Raw genomic sequence first — 19,131 nt, 5'->3', positions numbered from 1 at the left:
GCGAACGAAGGAGCGCTATGAAGCCGAATCCCTTTCATGTCCTCGGGCTTCCCGTGTCGGCGGGCGACGAGGAGGTGGCGGAGCGTTTCCGGGAGCTCTCGCTGACCGGGGCGCAGGACGCGGGCGCGCTCGCCGAGTGGGCCAAGGACGAGCTGATGGGCCTGCCCGAGACGCGGGAGCTGCACACGCTGCTGGAGGCGCCGGGCGCGGACTACCGGGGCGACCGGTGGGAGGACTTCGCCAAGCAGTACGGGCGCCGTCCGGTCGCGTTCGCGTCACGGCCGGACCCTGCTCGGGCGCCACGGGCGGCGGACTTCGACCTCGCCGCGGTGGCCCGGCGGTTGCTCGACGGGATGCTCACCCCACCGGAGGTCGACATCCGGCCCGCCCTGGACCACCCCCCGGTGCCCCTGCACCTGGAGCGCCCCCCGCTGGAGGTACGCGATGTCCTCTTCGGCTGACACGGCCCCGACGGCCCCGACGGCCCCGGTCGACTGGGCGGAGTTCGAGCCGCGTCCCGTACCGGAGGGCGCGCGGGGGCCGGAGGGGGTGGATCCGCCGAGCCCCGGCCGGGAGATGGCCGTACTGCTCCAGCGGTACTGGTCCGATCTCCAGGACGAGGGCAACCGGGTGCGGAAGGAGACCGCGGCGGCCCGTCAGGTCCTCGTCGAACTCGCCGTGCACGTCGCGCGGTTGGGGCAGCTGCTCGGGGAGGCCGCCGGTCCGCTGGAGGCCGCGGGCGACAGGTCGCTGGGCCGCCGGCTGGGCGTGGCCGGGAAGCAGGTGCTGGAGCCCCTGCACACGATGGGCATCACCACCCGGGACCCGGTCGGCGAGCCGTACGAGTCGGTCGCCGACGTCGTCGACATCGCCGGGTGGCGGTACGGGCCCGAGTTCACCGCCGAGGTGGTGGCGGAGACCGTGGAGCCGATCGTGCTCGACCGCGGCACGGTCGTACGGCTGGGACAAGTGATCATGGGCGCCCCGTCGAGCGCCGGAGCGGAGGACGACGCATGACGCAGTACGTGAGCAAGGCCGTCGGGATCGACCTGGGGACCACCAACAGCGCGGTGGCGGTGATGAATCCGACCGACACCGACATCGTGATCCACCGGGACGCCATGAACGCCCGTACGACCCCGAGCTGTGTGTGGCGCAGCCCCCGCGGCGGTGAACTGGTCGTCGGGCGCAAGGCGTTCGCGCGGGTGGGCAGCGAGCCGGAGCCGGTGACCTCCGTCAAGCGCCTGATGGGCTCGCGCCGGACGGTGACGCTCGCGGGCGAGGAGCGCACCCCCGTCGAGATCTCGGCCGAGATCCTGAAGGAGATGAAGCGGCAGATCGAGCGGGACGTCGCGGAGTTCGACACCCCGGACGTACGCTGGGTCGTCGACCGTGCCGTGGTCACCGTACCGGCGTACTTCGACCAGCCGCAGATCGACGCCACCCGCAAGGCGGCGGAGAGCGCCGGACTGCGGGTGGTGGACCTGCTGCACGAGCCGACGGCCGCCGCGAGCTACCACTGCTGGCGCACCGGCATCCGGGACGGCGTCTTCCTCGTCTACGACCTCGGCGGCGGCACCTTCGACGTGAGCGTGGTGCGCTGCAAGGCGGCCGACTTCAAGGTGCTCGGCATCAGCGGCAACACGATGCTCGGCGGGGACGACATCGACACCGAACTCGCCCACCACCTCCGGCAGTTGATCCTCGACGACGACTGGGCCATGGATCTGGACCTGGAGGACGACGCGGAGGACCGGCTGCGCTTCCGGCGGCTGAAGTCGCTCGCGGAGTCCGTGAAGAAGGGGCTGTCGGACCGTACGGAGTTCATGCTCCGCGACTCCGGCGGGCTCACCGACAAGGAGGGGCAGCGGGTCGTCATCGACACGGTCGTGGACCGCGCCCAGCTGGAGGCGATCGCCCGGCCGATCCTGGAGCGCACCTTCCAGTACTGCGACGAGGCCCTGGACCAGGCGACCAGGGAGGCCGGGATCACGCTGGCCGACGTGGACCAGATCATCCTGGCCGGCGGCTCCACCCATCTGCCGCTGGTCCGGGAGATGGTGCGCAGCCGGTTCTGCGCACTCGCCCCCGGCGCCCCCGACCCCGATCCGGGAGCGCCGCGCGCCAAGTGCGCCGAGCCGGTGTACGAACAGGTGGACACGGTCGTCGCACTGGGCGCCGCGGTGCGGGCCTCGGCGGTGGGCGGCCTGGACATCCTGAACGAGGAGCGGACGGTCCGGGTGAGTTTCCGCGGCACCGTGGTCACCGCCTCGGACCGTACCGTGGTCGGCGGGACGGTCGAGGCGCTCGACCCGGGTCTCGATCTCACGGACGGCTCCGTGCGGCTCAGCACCGAGGAGTACGAGGACGAGGCGCCGATCAAGGCGGACGGCAGTTTCGCGTTCACCCGTATTCCGGTGCAGCCGGACGCGCAGGGCCTGCTCACCGTGGAAGTGTTCGACGCCGACGGGGAGTTGCTGGCGACCGTCGGACGCGCGGTGGTCCACGACCGGGTCACCGCGGCCAAGCCCGGGGGCAGTACGACCAGCGCGGCCATCAACGCCAAGCCGATCCTGCTGGAGGTGACCAGGGAGGGGCGCACCCAGCGCGACGTTCTGGTCCCGGCGCTGCGTCCGCTGCCGTTCAAGGACCGCTACGACTTCAGCCACCCCGGTGACACCACCACCGTGGAGTTCCGGCTCTTCCAGCACTCCCGGCAGATCCAGGTCATCAAGGTGCCGGTGCCGTCCTCCACGCCCCGGGGCACGGCCATCGACCTCGATGTGGAGATGGACGTGCACGCGCTCATCACCGTACGCGGTTCCATCGGCGACCATCCGTTCGAGGCGGTCGTCGAGGTGCCGCCGGAGGCCGGGCTGCCCGGCAGCGCGGAAGTGGCCGAGCTGCTGCGCCGCTTCGAGGAGGACGTCGAGTTCCTGCCCGCCGGCGAACGGCACGTCAAGCAGGTCCAGATGGACATGGCGAAGGAAGCCTTCATGACGGCCGTCGACCGGGGCGAGACCGCGATCGCGTGCCATGAGTTCGAGCAGATGCAGGCGATCGCCGACTCCGTCCGCAAGCACGACGGCGGGGAACTGCAGCCGCCCAGGGCCGACTTCGAACGGCTCGTCAAGGACTGCACCGAACTCAACCGGTACGTGACCATGGTCGGCGCCGAGACCGGCACCCCGCACGACGAAAGGGAGATCGCCCTGGCCATCGAGGCCCAGCGCGAGCACGGCGAGGGGGCGTTGACCGCCGGGGACCAGCGGTCGTACTCGGAGGTCATCACCCAGCTCCAGCACATCTTCGACCATCTGCGGACCGTGGCGTTCCGGCAGCAGCGGAAGGAACAGCCGATCAGTGAGACGGAGCGGGCCGAGGCCATGCTGCGGGCAGCGGAGGAGGCCCTGACGGAGGTGCGTACGCTGGTCCAGGCGTCCCTCGCCGCCACGCCGGAGCACCGCGTGGAGGTGGAGGAGATCGGGCAGCGGCTCGCCGGGCTGGGGGCCCTGATCGCCCGGGACCCGCAGCAGGTCCAGCAGCAGGCCGCGCAGGAACGGCAGCGGCTGCTCCAGCTGAAGAACATCTGCATGGGCTCGCCCGGCGGCTGCACCGGAGTTCCCCAAAGCGGCGCCCTCCCCGAGGCCACCTGATGACGTCCACGACGGAGGGCGTCCGCTGCCCGGTGCTCCTGTGCCGCCGGGAGAACGCGTACGGGGCGGAGTTCTGCGCGGGCTGTCGTACGCCCCTGACCGGCTATGCGCGGCTCTCCACCCACCCCGCCCTGCTGTTCAACGAGGGGCTCGCCGCCGCGCGTGAGGGCCGCCTCGCCGCGGCGCGGGACTGTTTCGCCGCGGTCGTGCACTGGTGCCCCGCCGACACCGAGGCCCGCAACGCCCTGGCCCTGGCCGCCCTCGCCCTCGACGACCCCGCCGAGGCCCACCGCCAGTGGACCCGGGTGCTGGGCCTCAGACCGGACGACCCGAAGGCCACCCGAGGCATCGCCCATCTCGCGCACCAGGTCGCGCCGGGCGGGGCCGGTGAGTCGGCCGAGCCCACGGACGGTGCGGGGTCAGGGGGTTCGGCGCAGGTACTGGGTGAGGAGGGTGGGGTCGAGGCCGAGTCTTCGGATCAGTTTGCGGCCGGATGAGCGCTCGTCCTCCAGGAGGGCGAGGAGGAGCGCGGTCTCCTCGACGTGACCGGGCGGGGCGCCGTCGGCGGCGGCGCGCCGCCCGGCCTGGGCCAGGATGTCGTGGACCCGGGGAGACAGGTCCGCGCGGCGGGGCGTGAGCATGCCGGAGAGCCGCTGGAAGGCGCGCTCTCCGGCCGGCCCCTGCTCGTACATCCCGCTGCGCAGCGCCTCGCTGTCCAGCGCGCCGAACGCCGCCAGCAGGGTGTAGGTGCTGACGATCTCGCCGCGTGTCTTGGCCAGCAGGTGCGCGAGCCGCAGTATGCCCATGGTGCTGCGGCCCAGGCCGTCCATGGGCAGCCGCTCGTCGCCTTTCACCTGTCCGTTCGCGCTCGCGTTCGCGCTGCCGTTCGCCGCCTCCCCCACTCCCGGTACGGCCGGGGCCGGAGTGTCCGGGGGTGGGGTGCCCCGCGCCGGGGTGTCCTGCGGTGGGTTGTCCTGCGGTGGGTCGTCCCGGCCGGAGGGGTACGGGCCGGAAGGGTGTGCGCCGGAGTCGTCCTGGCCGGAGTCGTCCTCGTCCGGTGGCAGCAGGTGGGACAGCGGGACGCCGCACATCTCCAGGAGGCGGGAGGAGATGCCGCCGCCGACCGCGACGAAGGCCGCCGCGATGTCGGCGGTGGTGATCGTGCCCCGGCCGTCCGCGGCGGCCCGGGTGGCCGCGTCCGCGAACACCCGGTTGACGGTGTCGGAGAGGACGGGTCCTCCCTCCGGCGAAGGAGGGTCGCCGTCCGCGGCGGCGCTGCGGCTGAAGACCTCGTTGATCAGCTGATTGAGGGCCTCCGCGGAATCCGCCCCGATGCTCTCCTCGATCCGCTCCCGGATGTCCGCCTCGCCGAGCAGCCCTTGCAGCAGATCGACGGAGGCGACCACACCCCGTTCCGCGGCCGACGCGAACACCCGCAGCATCAGCCGCTCGGCGTCGGGGGAGAAGGGGACCGGCAGGTCGTCGTCCTCGACCGCCTCCTCCCGCCGCGGGCCGCCCGACCGCGCGTCCCGGGTGATGCTCGCGGCCGGGTCGCCGTACAGGATGAACGACGCCCAGGCCGCGTCCGGCCGGGTGCGCAGCGCCGCCCGGGCCGCCCGGACCGCGGCGCCCGCCGGTGCACCGGCGAGCAGCCGGTCGTAGAACTCGGCGGCGAACCGCCAGGCCCCGTCGTCGGCCACCTCGGTACGGGTGCCGACGACGCTCTTCGCGCCCATCATCATGAAGGACATGCAGATGTTGGCGAGTTCGCCCTCACCGGCGGAGGCACAGCCGTTGATGAAGGTCACGGGCGGCGCGCCGGCCGTCGAGAGGCCCTGCAGGGCGACCTCGCTGAGCATCTGCCGCCCGTGCATCAGCAGCGCGGTCGTACCGGCGTCGTTCCCGACATGACCACAGAAGTGGAAGAGGTCGTACGGCGCCTCCTCCGAGGCCAGTTCGGCGACGACGTCGATCAGGTTGGCGTCCCGCCCCACCATGACCGTGCACTCGATGCCCCGGCCGCGCAGCCACTCGGCGACCCTGGTGACCTCCTGGCGGGCGGAGGGGAGGTCGCCGTTGGGGTCGCCCACGACGAGGGCCCGGCCGACCCGGCTGACGCTGCGTCCGCCGAGCACGGGGCGTTTGCCGACCATACGGCGCCCCAGGTCGTACTTGAGGCCGAGGAAGTCCTCGCCGTCGTGCAGCAGTTCCCAGGGGACGCCCTGTCTGTTGGTGCGCACCAGGACCGGGCCGGTCGACGCGCGCAGCCTGGTCACCAGTTCGGCCGCGTTGCCCTGCACCGGCGGGAACAGCGAGCCGTAGAGCAGTTTGCCCCACCGCTCCAGGTCCTTGAGCAGACCGGGGCGCGGGTCGGTGCCCCAGGCCGCCGCCTCCGTCAACGCGTCGTCGATCCGGTCGCGGTAGCCCATCACCAGCTCCCGGGAGACGGGGATCGTGTACTCCATCTCCAGGGGCGGACTGTCGCGGCCGGTGCCGCCGACCCGTAGTTCGTACTCGTAGCGGTCGTTGGGGCCCTGTTCGGTGACCCGGACGTTCAGGGTGGCCGGCTCGCTCATGAGTTGCTGTGGCGCCGGACGAAGGCGTCGACGAGCCGCTGTTCGGCGGCGGTGGAGGGCTGGATGATCTCCACCTTGTCGTCCCCCATGATGACCGTGATCGAGGCGACGCGGCCGGCGCCGTCCGTCTCCTCCGCCGCAGGGGTGTTGCGCTCCTGGGAGAGCCAGCCGCGGATCGTGTCGATGATGGCGACGAGGGCTCCGGCCGAGGTCACCGCCAGGGTGGCCACCTCGACCATGCCGCTCGAACGCCGGCCGGGGGCGGGCCGTCCGGCATAGACCGGCACGACCCGCGCCGCCCCGCCCTCAGTCAGCCTCCGGCCCAGGGCGGCGGGTGCGTCCGCCCGTACGCTGCCGCCTCTCCCATGGAGAACCAGTTCGCATGCGAACCCCCCGCCAGGCTCCCGCTCCACCACGTGCGACCTCCGTCTTCCGGACCCCCACCAGCCTATGACGCACCGTCACTGTAGGGCAGCGCTTCGGCCGGATGCCTGCGGATGGGGAGGGCCCGGCGCGGGGGGCGCGGGCGGAGGGGGTGGCGGGCGAGGGGGCGGGGCGACGGGGCAGTAGCCAAAGCGGAGGGCCGGCGGAGGAAGCGGCGGGCCAACCGGGCCGTGGTCAAGGTGGAGGGGGTGGCCAGGTGGCGGGGCGCGGGCTGGGGCGGGGGCTTTGGGGTTGCGGCCGTGTGGGGGGGGCGGGGCGGGTCGTACGCTGTGCGCGCGGTCTCCTGGAGGGGGCCGGGAGCGAGTCGTGTCCGTATCTCGTCGACATCCCGAAAGCGGTGCTGCCGTGAAGGTCCACCACCTCAACTGCGGGACCATGCTCCCGCTCACCGGCGCCCTGGTCTGCCACGTCCTGCTCGTCGAGGCGCCGGGCGGACTGGTCCTGGTGGACTCCGGGTTCGGGCTGCGCGACATCGCCGATCCCGGACGCCGCCTGGGCCGGGCCCGGCATCTGATCAAGCCCGTGCTCCGGGCCGAGGAGACGGCCGCGCGTCAGGTCGAGGCCCTCGGGTTCCGGCGTGAGGACGTCCGCCACATCGTCGTCACGCACTTCGACTACGACCACATCGGAGGGCTCGCCGACTTTCCCGGCGCACAGGTCCACACGACCGCGGCCGAGGTCCTCGGCTCCATGACCGCCCCCTCCCGGCAGGAGCGGTTCCGGTACCGGCCGGCCCAGTGGGCGCACGGTCCGAAGATCGTCGAGCACACCCCGGACGGCGAGGCCTGGCGCGGATTCGCCGCCGCCAGGGAACTCGACGCCGTCGCCCCGGGGATCGTCCTGGTCTCCCTGCCGGGCCACACCCGGGGCCACGCCTGCGTCGCGGTCGACACCGGGAGCCGCTGGATCCTGCACGCGGGCGACTCCTTCTTCCACCGCGGCACACTCGACGGCCGCGCCCCGGTACCGCGCGCCCTTCGCGCCATGGAGAACCTGCTGGCGTACGACCTCAAGAAGGTCCGCGACAACCACGCCCGCCTGGCCGAGCTGTACCGCCGCGACGACGCCGGCCTGTTCGTCGTCAACGCGCACGACCCCGTCCTGTACGAGCGGGCGCGCGGGACGGCGGCGTAGGGGTGGGCGGGGAGCCGTCGGGGGCGGGCGGGGGGGTGAGCGCGGTGGTCCAGGTATAGGGGCGCGCTTGAAGGAGGCGAAGACCTCGGGGTCCGTGGGCCGAGGGAGTGGCCGACGGCCAGGTCGGCCCTCTGCGGCAGGGTGTCGACCAGGTCGCCGGCGAACAGCTCCGGGCTGTACGCGCCGCGCGGCGAGACGCCGTGGACGCGCAGATCCACGGCGATCACCCGGTAGCCGCGCTCCACCAGCGCCGGGGCCACCCGTCGCCAGGTGCGGGAGTCGGACATGATGCCAAGTCTGCCTTCCAGAAGGGCCGTTGGCTTCAGGAGGGGCCGGGCTGACACGTGGTCGCGCGCCACCTGGGGCCCATCGTCGTTCAGGCCGCGTCCGGCACTGCCGTGCCGAGGGTGGTGCGCAGGGTGTCGGCCATGAGTGCGATCGCCTCCTTGCCGGCCGGTACCGGGCCGGTGTGGGTGAAGTAGTGGTCGACGCCCTCGAAGACGCGGTGGGTGACCGGGACGCCCGCCGCCTCCAGCGCCTTGGCGTACGCGTCGCCCTCGTCGCGCAGACGGTCGTTCTCGGCGGTGATGACGAGGGCGGGCGGCAGTCCGGCGAGGTCGTCGGCCAGTCCGGGTGAGACCAGCGGGTCGGTGAGACCGGCCGGATCGGGGACGTAGGCGGCGGTGAAGATCCGCATCAGCTGGGGGCTGAGCAGCGGCTTGGCGATGCGGGACCGCTTGGTGGCGGGGTCGGCGGCCTGGTCGAGCGGCGCGGAGTCGATGATCTGGAGGCGCGGGGTGAAGGTGCCCCGGTCGCGGGCCGTACGGCAGATCCCGGCGGCCAGGTTGGCGCCCGCGCTGTGGCCGCCCACGGCGATCCGCGAACCGTCCCAGCCGTGGGCCTCGCCGTTCTCGACGACCCACGCGGTGACGTCGTAGGCCTGGGTGACGGCGGCGGGGAAGACGCGCTGCGGGGCGACGGCGTAGTCCACGTTGACGACCACGCAGCCGGCCGTGGCGGCTATGTAGCGGCAGAGGTGGTCGTCCTGCTCGGGGTGGGCCACGATGAAGCCGCCGCCGTGGAAGTTGACGTAGACGGGGGCGGGGGTGGTCGTCTCGGTGTCGGCCGGGGGGCGGTAGACGGTGCAGTCGACCGGCCCGGCACCGGTCTCCACCCGGAGGGTTTCCGTCCGCTTCGGGATGTCGGTGAAGCGCAGCTCCTTGTGGACCCGGGTCATGACGCCGCTGAGCAGCAGCTGAACGCCTCTGGCCTGGATTCTGGCACTGAACGGCATGATCGGACCCGCCCATCCCTACAACGTTGAATTAACAGGATTCCTGTTAATGGGGTTGGAGGGATGATGGCCGCTGATTCCGTTTCGCGCAACGGTCGGCGCGCCACCGCCGCCGATACGCGCGCGTATCGGCGGCGGTGCGAAGCCCTCTCGGGCGCCGGGGGTCAGGCCTGAGTGGAAGTCGGGTTCGGGGCCGGGGTGAGGAGGACGAAGTCCGCGCCGGACGGGTCGAGGCAGACGGCGAGCCGGCCGACACCCTCCGCGTCCTCGGGGCCCATCTGCACGCTGCCGCCGTTCCCGGTGACGGCGGCGACCGCGGTGTCGCAGTCGGTGACGGCGAAGACGGGGTGCCAGTAGGGGCGCCCGTCGGCCAGGGAGAGGTCCTCGGTACGGAGTTCCATCACGCCGCCCTGCATCCGCTCCTCGGGGAGTCCGGCGGGCGTGATGAGGCTGTACGCGCCTCCGCCGCCCGGCAGCGGCATGTCACCGAAGGTCCAGCCGAAGACGCCGCCGTAGAACTCCTTGGCCGCCGCCGCGTCGGTCGTGTACAGCTCGGTCCAGGACAGGGAGCCCGGCTCGTCCGCCAGCTCGAAGCCCTCGTTGTCGCGCGGCTGCCAGGCGGCGAACTGGCCGCCCAGCGGGTCGCTGTACTGGGCCATGCGCCCCCACTCGCCGAGGTCCCTCGGCGGTACCCGTACCGTGCCGCCGGCGCGCTCCACGGCCTGGGTGGTGTCGTCCGCGTCGGTGACGGTGTAGTAGATCATCCAGGCCGGCCGCGCGCCCTCCTCGGTGAGCCTGCCGAGCCCCCCGATGATCTTCCCGTCCTTCCGGAAGACTCCGCCCTCGCCCTCCGTCTCCTCCCCTTCGCCGCCGTCGCCGCCCATCGGCTCGAACTCCCACCCGAGCACCGCGCGATAGAACGCCGCCGTGGCCGGTACGTCCCGGGCGCCGAGGTCCAGCCAACAGGGGGAGCCGGGAGTCAGGTCAGTGGTGATCACGGGATTCCCCTTCGCATCGACGATTCCGTTCCGCCCTGCCAGCCTGACACCGGCCCCGCGCACCCGCGCGCCGACACCGGGCGTCCTCAGGCGTCCAGGTCGTCCGCGAAGTGTCGGAAACCCTGGCGGTCGCGGTGGATGCGCCAGAGGGTGTCGGCGAGGACGGCCGGGTCCTTTCGAGGGTGCCCGGGGACGATCGCGCCGGGGACCACCAGCTGGGCCACGTGAACGCCCTCGCCGGCGAGCGTGTCGTGCAGCAGCCGGCCGTACGCGCTCTCCGCCGCGAACGCGACGGACGTACCGGCCCGATCGGGGTGCGGGACCACGGCCGTGCCGCCGTTGACCAGGAGGATCGTGCCGCGGCCGAGGGCGCGCATGCCGGGCAGCACCTGCCGTACGGCGGCGACCGTGCCGTAGACGGAGAACTCGATCGGGCCGACCAGGTCGGTGTGGCTCGTCTCCAGCACCGGCCGCATGAAGTCCCGGTGCGGCAGCGGGCTGTACTGCAGGACCTCGACCGGGCCCAGCGCCGAGCGCGCCGCGTCGAGCGCGGTGGTCAGGCCCTCCGGGTCGCGGACGTCGGCCGTGAACCCCTGGGCGGTGACGCCCTGGCCGGCCAGTTCGGCGGCGAGCGCCCGCGTGCGCTCCGGGTCGCGGGCGACGAGCGCCACGGCGAACCCCTCACGGCCGAAGCGACGGGCGACGGCCGCGCCGAGCCCCGGCCCGGCTCCGATGACGGCGATGGTGGTCATGGCTTCCTCGCTCTCCTCGCCCACGTAACGCGTGCGCACGGCGGCGAGGTTCCACGGGGCAGCCCGGACCGCGTCTGTCCCGGAGCTGTCCGCCATGTGCCGTACCGGCCGGCGCCCTGCCCGCGGCCGTACGACCTCGCGTACCCCGCCGACCGGCGGTGACCTGGTACGCCGCGCGCCGGAGCGTCGGCGGGCGGCCGTACGCTTGCCCCCGTGGAGGACTACGACATCCTGGACACCCCGGACGGTGACGCCCCGGACGGCCCGCAGCCGCGCCCGCAGTCGCTCATGCTCGCCTTCTTCGGCAACCATGTGCTGGAGGAGGGCGACCGTGACCGGTGCGTGTACTCGGGCAGCATCATCGACGTACTGGGCCGGGTCGGTGTCGGGGAACAGGCCGTACGCTCCACGCTGACCCGGATGGTCAACCGGGGGCTCCTGCGGCGCCAACGGGAGGGCCGCAGGATGTACTTCGGCCTCACCCCGCAGGCGACGCGCGTCCTGGGGGACGGCCGTACCCGTATCTGGGAGCAGGGTGCCGTCAACGACGACTGGGACGGCACCTGGACCCTCCTCGGCTTCTCCCTCCCCGACTCCTGGAAGCGGCAACGGCACGACCTGCGCTCGCGGTTGACCTGGTCCGGGTTCGGGGCGCTGTACAGCGGGCTGTGGATCGCGCCGGGGAACGTGGACATCGCCGGTACGGTCGCGGAACTGGGCCTCACCGAGCATGTCAAGGTGTTCCACGCCCGGGCGGACGTCGCCACCGACATCGCGGTGATGATCCGTGACACCTGGGACCTGGAGTCCATCGCGGCCCGCTATGTCGCCTTCGACAAGCGCTGGACGGCCCATCTCGGCACGGCCTCCGGGGACGACCCGATCGGGACCCGGCTGCGGCTGGTCAGCCAGTGGCTGTGGACCATCCGCACCGACCCCCGGCTCCCCGCCCGGCACCTGCCCCCGGACTGGCCGGCCGGCCCCGCCGAGGACACCTTCCGTCAGGTCGCCGGCCGCACCACGGAACCGGCCCGTCTGATGGCCCGCGACCTGCTGGACACGGTGCCGACGCGGACGGACACGGTCTAGCGCGGGTCTAGCGCTGGTCTAGCGGGCCTCGCCTCGCCCGGGGTCCCCGTTCCCAGCAGCCCGTCGAGGACGAGGGAGGCCAGTGACTCGGCGGTGGCGGCGATGCGTTCCGGGGAGGCGGGGTCGGGGCGGCCGAGGCGGCGGGCGAGGGGGACGTCGAGCATGCCGGAGACGGTCGGGACGACGGCGAAGAAGAGCACGTCCATCGGGATGGGCGCCATGCGTCCGGCGGCGACCAGGCCGTCGATGCTGGACGCCATGTTCCGGACGATGACCCCGATGTAGTTCTCGTAGAGGTAGTCCAACCGCTCGGTGTCCTGGTTGAGTTCGTCGACGAAGAGCCGGGCGACCAGGGGCGTGTCCGCGGCGACCCGGTAGAAGTCCGTGATGAGGCGCCGCAGGTTCTCCGCGTCGTCCGCGTCGGGGTCGGGCTCGGGCAGGAGCGCCAGCTGCGCGCCCATCGCGGAGTCCACCACCGCGCGCCAGAACGCCGCCTTGGAGCCGTAGCGGTCGTTGATGAAGTTGTGGCTGACGCCCAGGCGGCGGGCCAGTTCACGGGCGGACGCCCGGTCGTAGCCCAGCTCCGCGAAGGCCTCCAGCCCGCCCCGCAGGATGCTCTCCTCCTCGGGCACCGCGGGGGTCCCCGCACCGGGACGCCCCGGCCGCCGAGCGGCTCCGGCCCTTGCTCCCACCGTCTGTCTCCTCACGTCCGACCCGGGTACGGCCCATGTCCGGCCCATGTCCGACCCATGCCCGGCTCGCTCATCTTAGGGACCCCGACCCGCTACCGACCGGTCCCGACCCCATCTTATTTGACACATGTCAGATTGCCGCTGATCTGGATCAGAGGGTGGCCAGGGCCGGGAACGCGGTGGTGGCGGAGTCGTTCAGTTCGGCCCAGACCGTCTTGCCCCGGCGGGAGCGGCGGGTGCCCCAGTGGTCGGCGAGCTGGGCGACGAGGAGCAGGCCCCGGCCGCCCTCGTCGAAGACCCGGGCCCGGCGCAGATGCGGGGTGGTGCCGCCGGAGTCGCACACCTCGCACAGGAGGGTGCGGTCGTGGATGAGGCGGAGCTTGACGGGGGGCCGGCCGTAGCGGATGGCGTTGGTGACGAGTTCGCTGACCACCAGCTCGGCGGTGAACTCCAGTTCCTCCAGGCCCCAGTCGGCCAGCTGCCGGATGACATGCGCCCGTGCCTGCGCGACGGCGGCGGGTTCGGCCGCCAGGTCCCAGGCGGCGACCTGGCCCGCGCCGAGGGCATGGGTCCGGGCCAGCAGCAGGGCGACGTCGTCGGGTGGCTTGGCGGGCAGCAGCGCCTCCAGTACGGCGTCGCAGGTGGCCTCCAGGGACGGGGCAGGCCGGGCGAGGGCGTCGCGCAGCCGGTCCAGGCCCGCGGCGATGTCGTGGTCCCGGGCCTCGATCAGACCGTCGGTGTAGAGCGCCAGCAGACTGCCCTCGGGCAGTTCGATCTCCGCCGACTCGAACGGCAGCCCACCCAGCCCGAGCGGCGGCCCCGGAGGCAGATCCAGGATCTCCACGGCCCCGTCCCCGGTCACCACGGCAGGCAACACATGTCCCGCCCGGGCCAGGGTGCAGCGACGCGACACGGGGTCGTACACGGCGTAGAGGCAGGTGGCCCCGAGATCCCCGCCACCGCCTCCGGCGACCTCGGCCGCTCCGGTGACCTCGGCCGCTCCGGTGACCTCGGCCTCTCCGGTGACCTCGGCCTTTCCGGTGGTGGCGGCCTCTTCGGTGGTGGCGGCTCCGGGAACGGCGGCTGGGGCGGCGGCCTCTGTGGTGGAAGCGTCCGGGGCGGCTTCCACGCGCTCGGTGGCCGGGGCGGCGGGGGCGGCCTTCGCGTCCGCGCCCCCGACGCTTCCGGCATCCGCGCCCCCGACGCCCGCTCCCCCGGCCGCTCCGGTCACCGTGCCCCCGGCGGCGGCGGTCTCGTCGTCGGTCCCGGCATCGTCGTTCTCCTCCACCTCGGCGGCCAGGCGGATGACCACGTCGTCGAGGTGGGTGAGGAGTTCGTCGGGGGGCAGGTCGATGTCGGCGAGGGTGCGGACGGCGGTTCTGAGGCGGCCCATCGTGGCGGCGGCGTGGATGCCGTGGCCGACGACGTCGCCGACGACGAGGGCGACCCGGGCGCCGGAGAGCGGGATGACGTCGTACCAGTCGCCGCCCACACCGCCGTGGGCGTCGGCGGGAAGGTAACGGAAGGCGACGTCCACGGCGGACTGCCGTGGCGTACGGCGGGGCAGCAGGCTGCGCTGCAGCGTGAGGGCGGTGGCGCGGGCGTGGGTGTAGCGGCGGGCGTTGTCGACGGCGACCGCCGCCCGCGCCGCGATCTCCTGGGCGAGCAGCAGATCCTCGTCGTCGAACGCGTCCGGGTTGCGGTCCCGGCAGAACTGCGCGACACCGAGCGTGGCGCCCCGCGCCCGCAGCGGCACCACCAGCGTGGAGTGAACCGGACGGGCACCGTTCACGCCCCCGCCGCCCCCCACGACTGCACACCCGTCCAGCGCATCGACGCGCTCACCGGTACCAGTACCGGCACCGGCACCGCCCACCGAGCCGCCGCCACCCGCCCCGCCGCTCCCGGCGCACGCTCCCGCCGAGGGGACCGAGGCGTCCGAGGCCTCGCGCGCGCCCCGGTGGGCACCGTCGAGGTGGTGCCTGGTCGGCTGGCCGGTGGCGAGGGCGCGGGACTGCGGTGAGCCGGGCGGGAAGGTGTGGGGCCGGCGGCGGCCGGGCGCCGGGTCGGGGCGCGCGGCCGAGCGCTGGGCGATCCGGTGCAGCACGGGCGTCGCGGGCGGATCGTCCGGCGGGGCGTCGTGGGCGTTGAGCGCGGAGTCGAGCAGATCGACGGTGACGAGGTCGGCGAAGTGCTCGGTGGCGAAGTCGGCCAGTTCCTGGCTGGTGCGGACGATGTCCAGGGTGGTGCCGATGCGGACGCTCGCCTCGTTCACCATGGACAGCCGCCAGCGCAGCCGCCGGTCCCGTTCCTCCTGGTACGCCACGACCCCCTGCTCGGAGGTGCGGTCCACGTACCCGGTCGCCGTGGCGATCAGACTGCGCGCGGCCTCGCTGATCAGGGCCGCGTCGTCGGTGCGCCGGGACATCTCCTCCAGCAGACGGTCGAGGATGATGCCCTGGCCCAGCCGGAAGGCCCGCAGTACCGCGCTGACGGGGATACCGTGCCGGGCCACCCGGCGGACCCGCTCCAGCTCGGCGGCCGGGACCTCGATACCGCGCGGGTCGACGCCGTACTGGAGGGCGGAGAGCACGGCGACGACGTGCTGGGCGACGTTGTCGGAGGCCATGGCGTCGGGGTGTTTCCAGAGGTCGGGCATCTCGCTGCGCAGGCACTGTTCCACCTCGGCGATCAGCTCGTCCGCCCTGGGGACGAGCTCCCGCGCGACCTGGGACACAAGGTCGTCAGCCGTGGAGTCCACAGTTTCGACGGTACGCCGAACCACCGCCGACGCCCTACCGCTGATGCCCTGCCGCTGACGCCCTGCCGCCGGCCGCTGGCGCCGTCAGCCGATCGCGGCGCCGTACACGTGGTCGACCGTGAGGGTGATGAGGACCCGGCGGTCGGAGACCATCACCGCGCGGTACTCGTCCCAGTCCGGGTGCTCCCCGGCGGCGGCGCGGTAGTAGTCGACCAGGGCCTGGACCTCCGGGCCGGCGGGGTCGGTGCCCGGTCCGGTGAGGTGGACCGTGCCCTCGGCGGTGGCCCAGGACAGTCCGTCGGAGCTGGTCACCTCCAGGGCGGCGCGCGGGTCCCGGCGCAGGTTGGCGGTCTTGGCGGTCGCCTCGGTGGTGGAGATACGGATGACTCCGGCCTCCTCGTCGTAGGAGGGTTGGACGGGCGACAGCTGGGGGCGCCCGTCCGCCTTGAGGGTGGCGAGAACGCCGAGCCGGCTCTTCGCCAGCAGGGCACGCGGGTCGAACGGTGTGGCGGTCATACGGACATCATCGACCTTCACACCGGGCTACCGCCGGTACACCGACGACGCCGTCCTCACCGTGGGGCAGATCAGAAAGCTGCTCGGAGCCGGGCTGTCCACGCGGGAGATCGCCGTCCTGCTGCCCTGCGCGACGGGCGGGGCGCCGGAGCTGGAGCCCTGCCCGGAGCTGCTGGACGTGCTGCGGGCCCGGCTGCGGGAGTTGGACGAGCGCATCGACACGCTCCAGCACTCCCGCCGGGCCCTGCACGGCTATCTCGCCTCCGCTTCCGCCTCCACCGCCGGCACCCGGCGCCGCGCCAGCAGCAGCCCGGCCGCCACCAGGGCCGAGGCGAGGCCGAGCAGTCCGACGGCGCCGGCCAGGCCGCCGGTCGCCGCGGCGACACCGAGCAGCACGAGCGGGCAGACGAACTCGCCGAGGAAGAACGCGGCCGTCCACAGGCCGGTGCCGCGGCCCCGGTCGGCGTAGTCCAGCCGGGACATCGCCGCGGTGAGGAGCGAGGGCAGCAGGATGCCGGTGCCTACGCAGTTGAGGATGCCTCCCGCGATCAGCGGCGCGGGGCTGTTCGCGAGGCCCATCACCAGGAACCCGGCGGCGCACAGGGCGAACACGGCGGGCAGCCGGCCCTCGGGTGTGCCCGGCAGCCTGGTGAACACGACCGAACCGGCCACGGTGGCGGCGCTGGCGAGCGCGGTGCCCAGACCGATGACCCCGGTGGAGGTGACGCCGAGGTCGTCGAGCAGATACGCGGTCTCCACGGGCACGGTGTAGAAGACCATGCCGCCGAAGACGGTCAGCAGACAGATACCGGCGAGCCGACGGAAGGGGAACGGCCGTGCCCGGCCCGGGAGTTCACCGGCACCGACGGCCGGTCCGGTCACCCCTGGAACTCCGGCCGCTCCGGCCGCCGCGGCCTCCTCGCCCGTGTCGGTCGCACCCGGGCGTGGCTGGGGTAGGGCGGTGGCCATCAGCGGTGCGAGCAGCAGGCCGACGGCGTAGATCCAGAAGGGGGCGCGCCAGCCGGCGGAGCCGACCGCGCCGCCGATGACGAAGAACGCGGTGGCGGAGGCGGAGGCGCACACGGTCTGCAGGGCGAGGTAGCGCTCCCGGGTGCGGCCGGAGTAGTAGTCGCCGATGAGCGTGGTGCAGCAGGTCATGATGGCGCCCTCGACGACGCCGACCAGGACCCGGCTGGCGACGATCGCGCCGAGCGAGTCCAGCCAGAGCGGGGCGGTGCCGAAGACGGCGTACAGCGCGGTGGCGACGACCAGCAGCCGTTTGCGCCCGAGCCGGTCGACGACGACTCCGGCGAAGGGGGCCAGCAGGGCGAGAGCGAGGGCCGGGACGGTCAGGACGACAGGGACGAGGATCTCGGCGCCGGGTACCGAGGCGAAGTGGTCCTGCATCCTCGGCAGCACGGGCGCGATGAGGACGGCGCCGAGCACGGGCAGACAGCTGCCGGCCATGAGCAGCGCGGCCCGCGGCCGGCTCCCGCCGGTGGACGTACCGGTGGCGGACACGGGCAGGGACAGGGATTCGGGCATACGGGAACTCCACGAGCGGTGGCGGAAGGATGCGGGGCCGTACCGCCGCCGTGGCCGTCACCACGCCGCGGGGCACCGGCACACCCGGGAAACACCCCGACGCCCGAGCGGCGGGCCCCGAGGAACTTGCCCCGACTATGAGCCACCCCCCGCCCCACGCCCACCCCCCAGCTGATCGAACTCCCGGATCCCCTCCATCGGCCCGACAGATACCGACACCCGGGGGCAGTGCAGCGGGGGTCCTGCGGCCGGGGGCCGAGGGGCCGGGGCCGCAGGCCGGGGCCACAGGCGGGGGCCGCAGGCCACAGGCCGGGGCCACAGGCCGGGGTCGGGGCCACAGGCCGGGGCCGGGGCCGGGAAGCTCAGTCACCACACCGACCGGCGGCTACGAAGCCCGGCCCCCGCATGCGCCCTGGTGAGGCGCGCGGCTGCCCCCAGGAAAGCTCGGCCTCTCCGATGTGCGGCAGAACCTGCCCCGAGCGCCGAGTTCACGCCGGGCGCGGCCAGGTCGGCGGCTACGGCTACGCCTGCGGCCCCCTCGGCGGCAGCCCTCCCCCTTCGGCGCCCGCCGCGCCGCCCCATGAGCCGGTTTCGGCCCCCGGCGCGGCCTCCTGGCCCCGCCCGGCCCCCGAACTCAACACAGCCCCCGACCCCGGCCCGGCCCCCGGCCGGCCCCCCGGCTTCGCCGGTTCACCCACCGTCGCTCCGACGGCCGCCGCCGTCTCCCGTAGCCAGATGTGGGCCGCGTCGTGGGTGTGGACCGGGTGCCACCAGAGGGCTTCCTGGAGGGGGACGGTCTCGTAGGGGGCCTTGAGGATGCGGACGGGGGCGACGTCGCGCAGGCGTTCGGCGAGGAGGTGTTGGACGAGGGCGATGCGGCGGGTGCCGGCGACGAGGAAGGGCAGCACGGCGAAGCTGTCGGCGGAGACCTCGACCCGGGGTTCGATGCCGAGCATGCCGAGCTGCCGGACGGCCGGGGCGTCGTACGTGCGCTGGTACGTCACCCAGGGCAGCCGGATCAGGTCGTCCCGGGTCAGGTGGTCGCCGACGTCGGGATGGTCCTCGGCGACCAGGTAGACCCACTGGTCCTGGTACAGCTCGGTGGCCGGGAAGTCGCTGATGATGCCGTGCGGGATGAGCAGCCCGTCGGTCGTGCTCAGCAGCGTGCCGAGCCCCTCGACGATGCCGGGCGGTGTCTGGGTGAAGCGCAGCCGGATGCCGGGCGCCTCCCGGTGGATCACCCGGGCGAGTTCCGCGCCGAAGACGGCCACCGCGTAGTCGGAGGCGACCAGGGTGAACTCACGGGACTCCACCGCCGGATCGAAGTCGGCCTGGCTGCTGAAGAGCCGTTCCAGCAGGTCGCACGCGGCGGAGGTGCGGTCGAGGAGGACCTGTCCGAGCGCGGTCAGCTCGTAGTGGCCGCCGACCCGGGAGAGCAGGTCGTCGTCGAAGTGGCGGCGCAGCCGGGCGAGGGCGGCGCTCATCGCGGGCTGGCTCAGCCCGACCCTGCGCCCGGCCCGGGTGACGTTGCGCTCCTCCAGCAGCGCGCGCAGGGCGACGACGAGGTTGAGGTCGAGGCTGGCCAGGTTCACGAGACGCTCCCGCATCAACGGCGTGGATGATCCGCATCCACAGAATCGATTTCCCAGATTACGAGATGCCGGGCCAGATTAG

16 protein-coding genes and 2 pseudogenes are annotated in these 19,131 nt (G+C 73.3%); 7 read left to right on the top strand and 11 right to left on the bottom strand.

Annotated elements, in window-relative coordinates; all coding sequences use genetic code 11:
- Window positions 1-17 precede the first annotated feature (17 nt).
- The 4 genes from ACZ7MG_RS36920 to ACZ7MG_RS36905 are packed head-to-tail and all read left to right on the top strand — an operon-like array spanning window position 18 to window position 4,153.
- The gene (locus ACZ7MG_RS36920; RefSeq protein ID WP_471383745.1) at window positions 18-461 is read left to right on the top strand and encodes a hypothetical protein; all 444 of its coding nucleotides are present in this window, start codon (window positions 18-20) and stop codon (window positions 459-461) included.
- On the top strand, window positions 445-1,017 hold the full coding sequence (locus ACZ7MG_RS36915) for a hypothetical protein (protein WP_471383748.1): 573 nt from the start codon (window positions 445-447) through the stop codon (window positions 1,015-1,017). The genes ACZ7MG_RS36920 and ACZ7MG_RS36915 overlap by 17 nt, the downstream gene beginning before the upstream one ends.
- Entirely contained in the window at window positions 1,014-3,656 is a 2,643-nt protein-coding gene (locus tag ACZ7MG_RS36910; RefSeq protein ID WP_471383751.1) for an Hsp70 family protein, read from the top strand. The genes ACZ7MG_RS36915 and ACZ7MG_RS36910 overlap by 4 nt, the downstream gene beginning before the upstream one ends.
- Window positions 3,656-4,153, top strand: coding sequence for a hypothetical protein (locus ACZ7MG_RS36905; protein WP_471383754.1), 498 nt, complete (start codon window positions 3,656-3,658; stop codon window positions 4,151-4,153). Before ACZ7MG_RS36910 ends, ACZ7MG_RS36905 begins: the two co-directional genes overlap by 1 nt.
- On the opposite strand, the gene ACZ7MG_RS36900 is transcribed toward ACZ7MG_RS36905, so the two are convergent.
- A complete protein-coding gene (locus tag ACZ7MG_RS36900; protein ID WP_471383757.1) occupies window positions 4,076-6,232 on the bottom strand; it encodes a CHAT domain-containing protein in 2,157 nt (718 codons plus the stop codon). The two genes, ACZ7MG_RS36905 and ACZ7MG_RS36900, sit on opposite strands and share 78 nt — an antisense overlap.
- On the bottom strand, window positions 6,229-6,645 hold the full coding sequence (locus ACZ7MG_RS36895) for an effector-associated constant component EACC1 (protein WP_471946557.1): 417 nt from the start codon (window positions 6,643-6,645) through the stop codon (window positions 6,229-6,231). The genes ACZ7MG_RS36900 and ACZ7MG_RS36895 overlap by 4 nt, the downstream gene beginning before the upstream one ends.
- A 376-nt stretch (window positions 6,646-7,021) precedes the next feature.
- On the opposite strand from ACZ7MG_RS36895, the gene ACZ7MG_RS36890 reads away from it, so the two are divergent.
- On the top strand, window positions 7,022-7,810 hold the full coding sequence (locus ACZ7MG_RS36890; protein WP_471383763.1) for an MBL fold metallo-hydrolase: 789 nt from the start codon (window positions 7,022-7,024) through the stop codon (window positions 7,808-7,810).
- 98 nt (window positions 7,811-7,908) lie between these two features.
- On the opposite strand, the pseudogene ACZ7MG_RS36885 reads toward ACZ7MG_RS36890, so the two are convergent.
- The 4 genes and pseudogenes from ACZ7MG_RS36885 to ACZ7MG_RS36870 all read right to left on the bottom strand — a co-directional run.
- Window positions 7,909-8,154 (bottom strand): annotated as a pseudogene (locus ACZ7MG_RS36885) (alpha/beta fold hydrolase); the annotation flags it as partial.
- Window positions 8,155-8,186: 32 nt separating this feature from the next.
- Complete coding sequence (locus ACZ7MG_RS36880) at window positions 8,187-9,104, bottom strand: alpha/beta hydrolase (protein WP_471383766.1); 918 nt, start codon at window positions 9,102-9,104, stop codon at window positions 8,187-8,189.
- Window positions 9,105-9,268: 164 nt separating this feature from the next.
- Window positions 9,269-10,102, bottom strand: a complete 834-nt coding sequence (locus ACZ7MG_RS36875) for a VOC family protein (protein WP_471383769.1) — start codon at window positions 10,100-10,102, stop codon at window positions 9,269-9,271.
- An 86-nt stretch (window positions 10,103-10,188) separates the two neighbouring features.
- Window positions 10,189-10,854 carry an SDR family NAD(P)-dependent oxidoreductase gene (locus ACZ7MG_RS36870; protein ID WP_471384032.1) on the bottom strand — a complete coding sequence of 222 codons (666 nt, stop codon included), beginning with the start codon at window positions 10,852-10,854 and terminating at the stop codon, window positions 10,189-10,191.
- Between the two features lie 213 nt (window positions 10,855-11,067).
- On the opposite strand from ACZ7MG_RS36870, the gene ACZ7MG_RS36865 reads away from it, so the two are divergent.
- Window positions 11,068-11,943 carry a PaaX family transcriptional regulator gene (locus tag ACZ7MG_RS36865; protein WP_471383772.1) on the top strand — a complete coding sequence of 292 codons (876 nt, stop codon included), beginning with the start codon at window positions 11,068-11,070 and terminating at the stop codon, window positions 11,941-11,943.
- Here the strand turns inward: ACZ7MG_RS36865 and ACZ7MG_RS36860 are convergent.
- From ACZ7MG_RS36860 to ACZ7MG_RS36850, 3 genes are all read right to left on the bottom strand, one after another.
- The gene (locus ACZ7MG_RS36860) at window positions 11,940-12,575 is read right to left on the bottom strand and encodes a TetR/AcrR family transcriptional regulator (protein WP_471383775.1); all 636 of its coding nucleotides are present in this window, start codon (window positions 12,573-12,575) and stop codon (window positions 11,940-11,942) included. The genes ACZ7MG_RS36865 and ACZ7MG_RS36860 overlap by 4 nt on opposite strands.
- 211 nt (window positions 12,576-12,786) lie before the next feature.
- A complete protein-coding gene (locus ACZ7MG_RS36855) occupies window positions 12,787-15,396 on the bottom strand; it encodes a SpoIIE family protein phosphatase (protein WP_471383778.1) in 2,610 nt (869 codons plus the stop codon).
- Window positions 15,397-15,480: 84 nt separating this feature from the next.
- Complete coding sequence (locus ACZ7MG_RS36850; RefSeq protein ID WP_471383781.1) at window positions 15,481-15,912, bottom strand: PPOX class F420-dependent oxidoreductase; 432 nt, start codon at window positions 15,910-15,912, stop codon at window positions 15,481-15,483.
- Between ACZ7MG_RS36850 and ACZ7MG_RS36845 the strand changes: the two are divergent.
- Window positions 15,848-16,102, top strand: a pseudogene (locus tag ACZ7MG_RS36845) (MerR family transcriptional regulator); the annotation flags it as partial. The gene ACZ7MG_RS36850 and the pseudogene ACZ7MG_RS36845 overlap by 65 nt on opposite strands.
- Before the next feature lie 62 nt (window positions 16,103-16,164).
- Here the strand turns inward: ACZ7MG_RS36845 and ACZ7MG_RS36840 are convergent.
- Both ACZ7MG_RS36840 and ACZ7MG_RS36835 read right to left on the bottom strand, forming a co-directional pair.
- Window positions 16,165-17,457: an MFS transporter gene (locus ACZ7MG_RS36840; RefSeq protein WP_471383784.1), complete on the bottom strand. Its 1,293-nt coding sequence runs from the start codon at window positions 17,455-17,457 to the stop codon at window positions 16,165-16,167.
- 521 nt (window positions 17,458-17,978) lie between these two features.
- Entirely contained in the window at window positions 17,979-19,049 is a 1,071-nt protein-coding gene (locus ACZ7MG_RS36835) for a LysR family transcriptional regulator (protein WP_471383787.1), read from the bottom strand.
- Between the last annotated feature and the right edge of the window lie 82 nt (window positions 19,050-19,131).

The sequence above is a fragment of the Streptomyces sp. NPDC107538 genome, from assembly GCF_055657445.1.
This window is presented reverse-complemented; position numbering and strand designations above follow the sequence as displayed.

Coding starts and splice junctions, on each gene's coding strand:
- ACZ7MG_RS36920 (WP_471383745.1), top strand. CDS start 18: ATGAAGCCGAATCCCTTTCATGTCCTCGGGCTTCCCGTGTCGGCGGGC.
- ACZ7MG_RS36915 (WP_471383748.1), top strand. CDS start 445: ATGTCCTCTTCGGCTGACACGGCCCCGACGGCCCCGACGGCCCCGGTC.
- ACZ7MG_RS36910 (WP_471383751.1), top strand. CDS start 1,014: ATGACGCAGTACGTGAGCAAGGCCGTCGGGATCGACCTGGGGACCACC.
- ACZ7MG_RS36905 (WP_471383754.1), top strand. CDS start 3,656: ATGACGTCCACGACGGAGGGCGTCCGCTGCCCGGTGCTCCTGTGCCGC.
- ACZ7MG_RS36900 (WP_471383757.1), bottom strand. CDS start 6,232: ATGAGCGAGCCGGCCACCCTGAACGTCCGGGTCACCGAACAGGGCCCC.
- ACZ7MG_RS36880 (WP_471383766.1), bottom strand. CDS start 9,104: ATGCCGTTCAGTGCCAGAATCCAGGCCAGAGGCGTTCAGCTGCTGCTC.
- ACZ7MG_RS36870 (WP_471384032.1), bottom strand. CDS start 10,854: ATGACCACCATCGCCGTCATCGGAGCCGGGCCGGGGCTCGGCGCGGCC.
- ACZ7MG_RS36850 (WP_471383781.1), bottom strand. CDS start 15,912: ATGACCGCCACACCGTTCGACCCGCGTGCCCTGCTGGCGAAGAGCCGG.
- ACZ7MG_RS36840 (WP_471383784.1), bottom strand. CDS start 17,457: ATGCCCGAATCCCTGTCCCTGCCCGTGTCCGCCACCGGTACGTCCACC.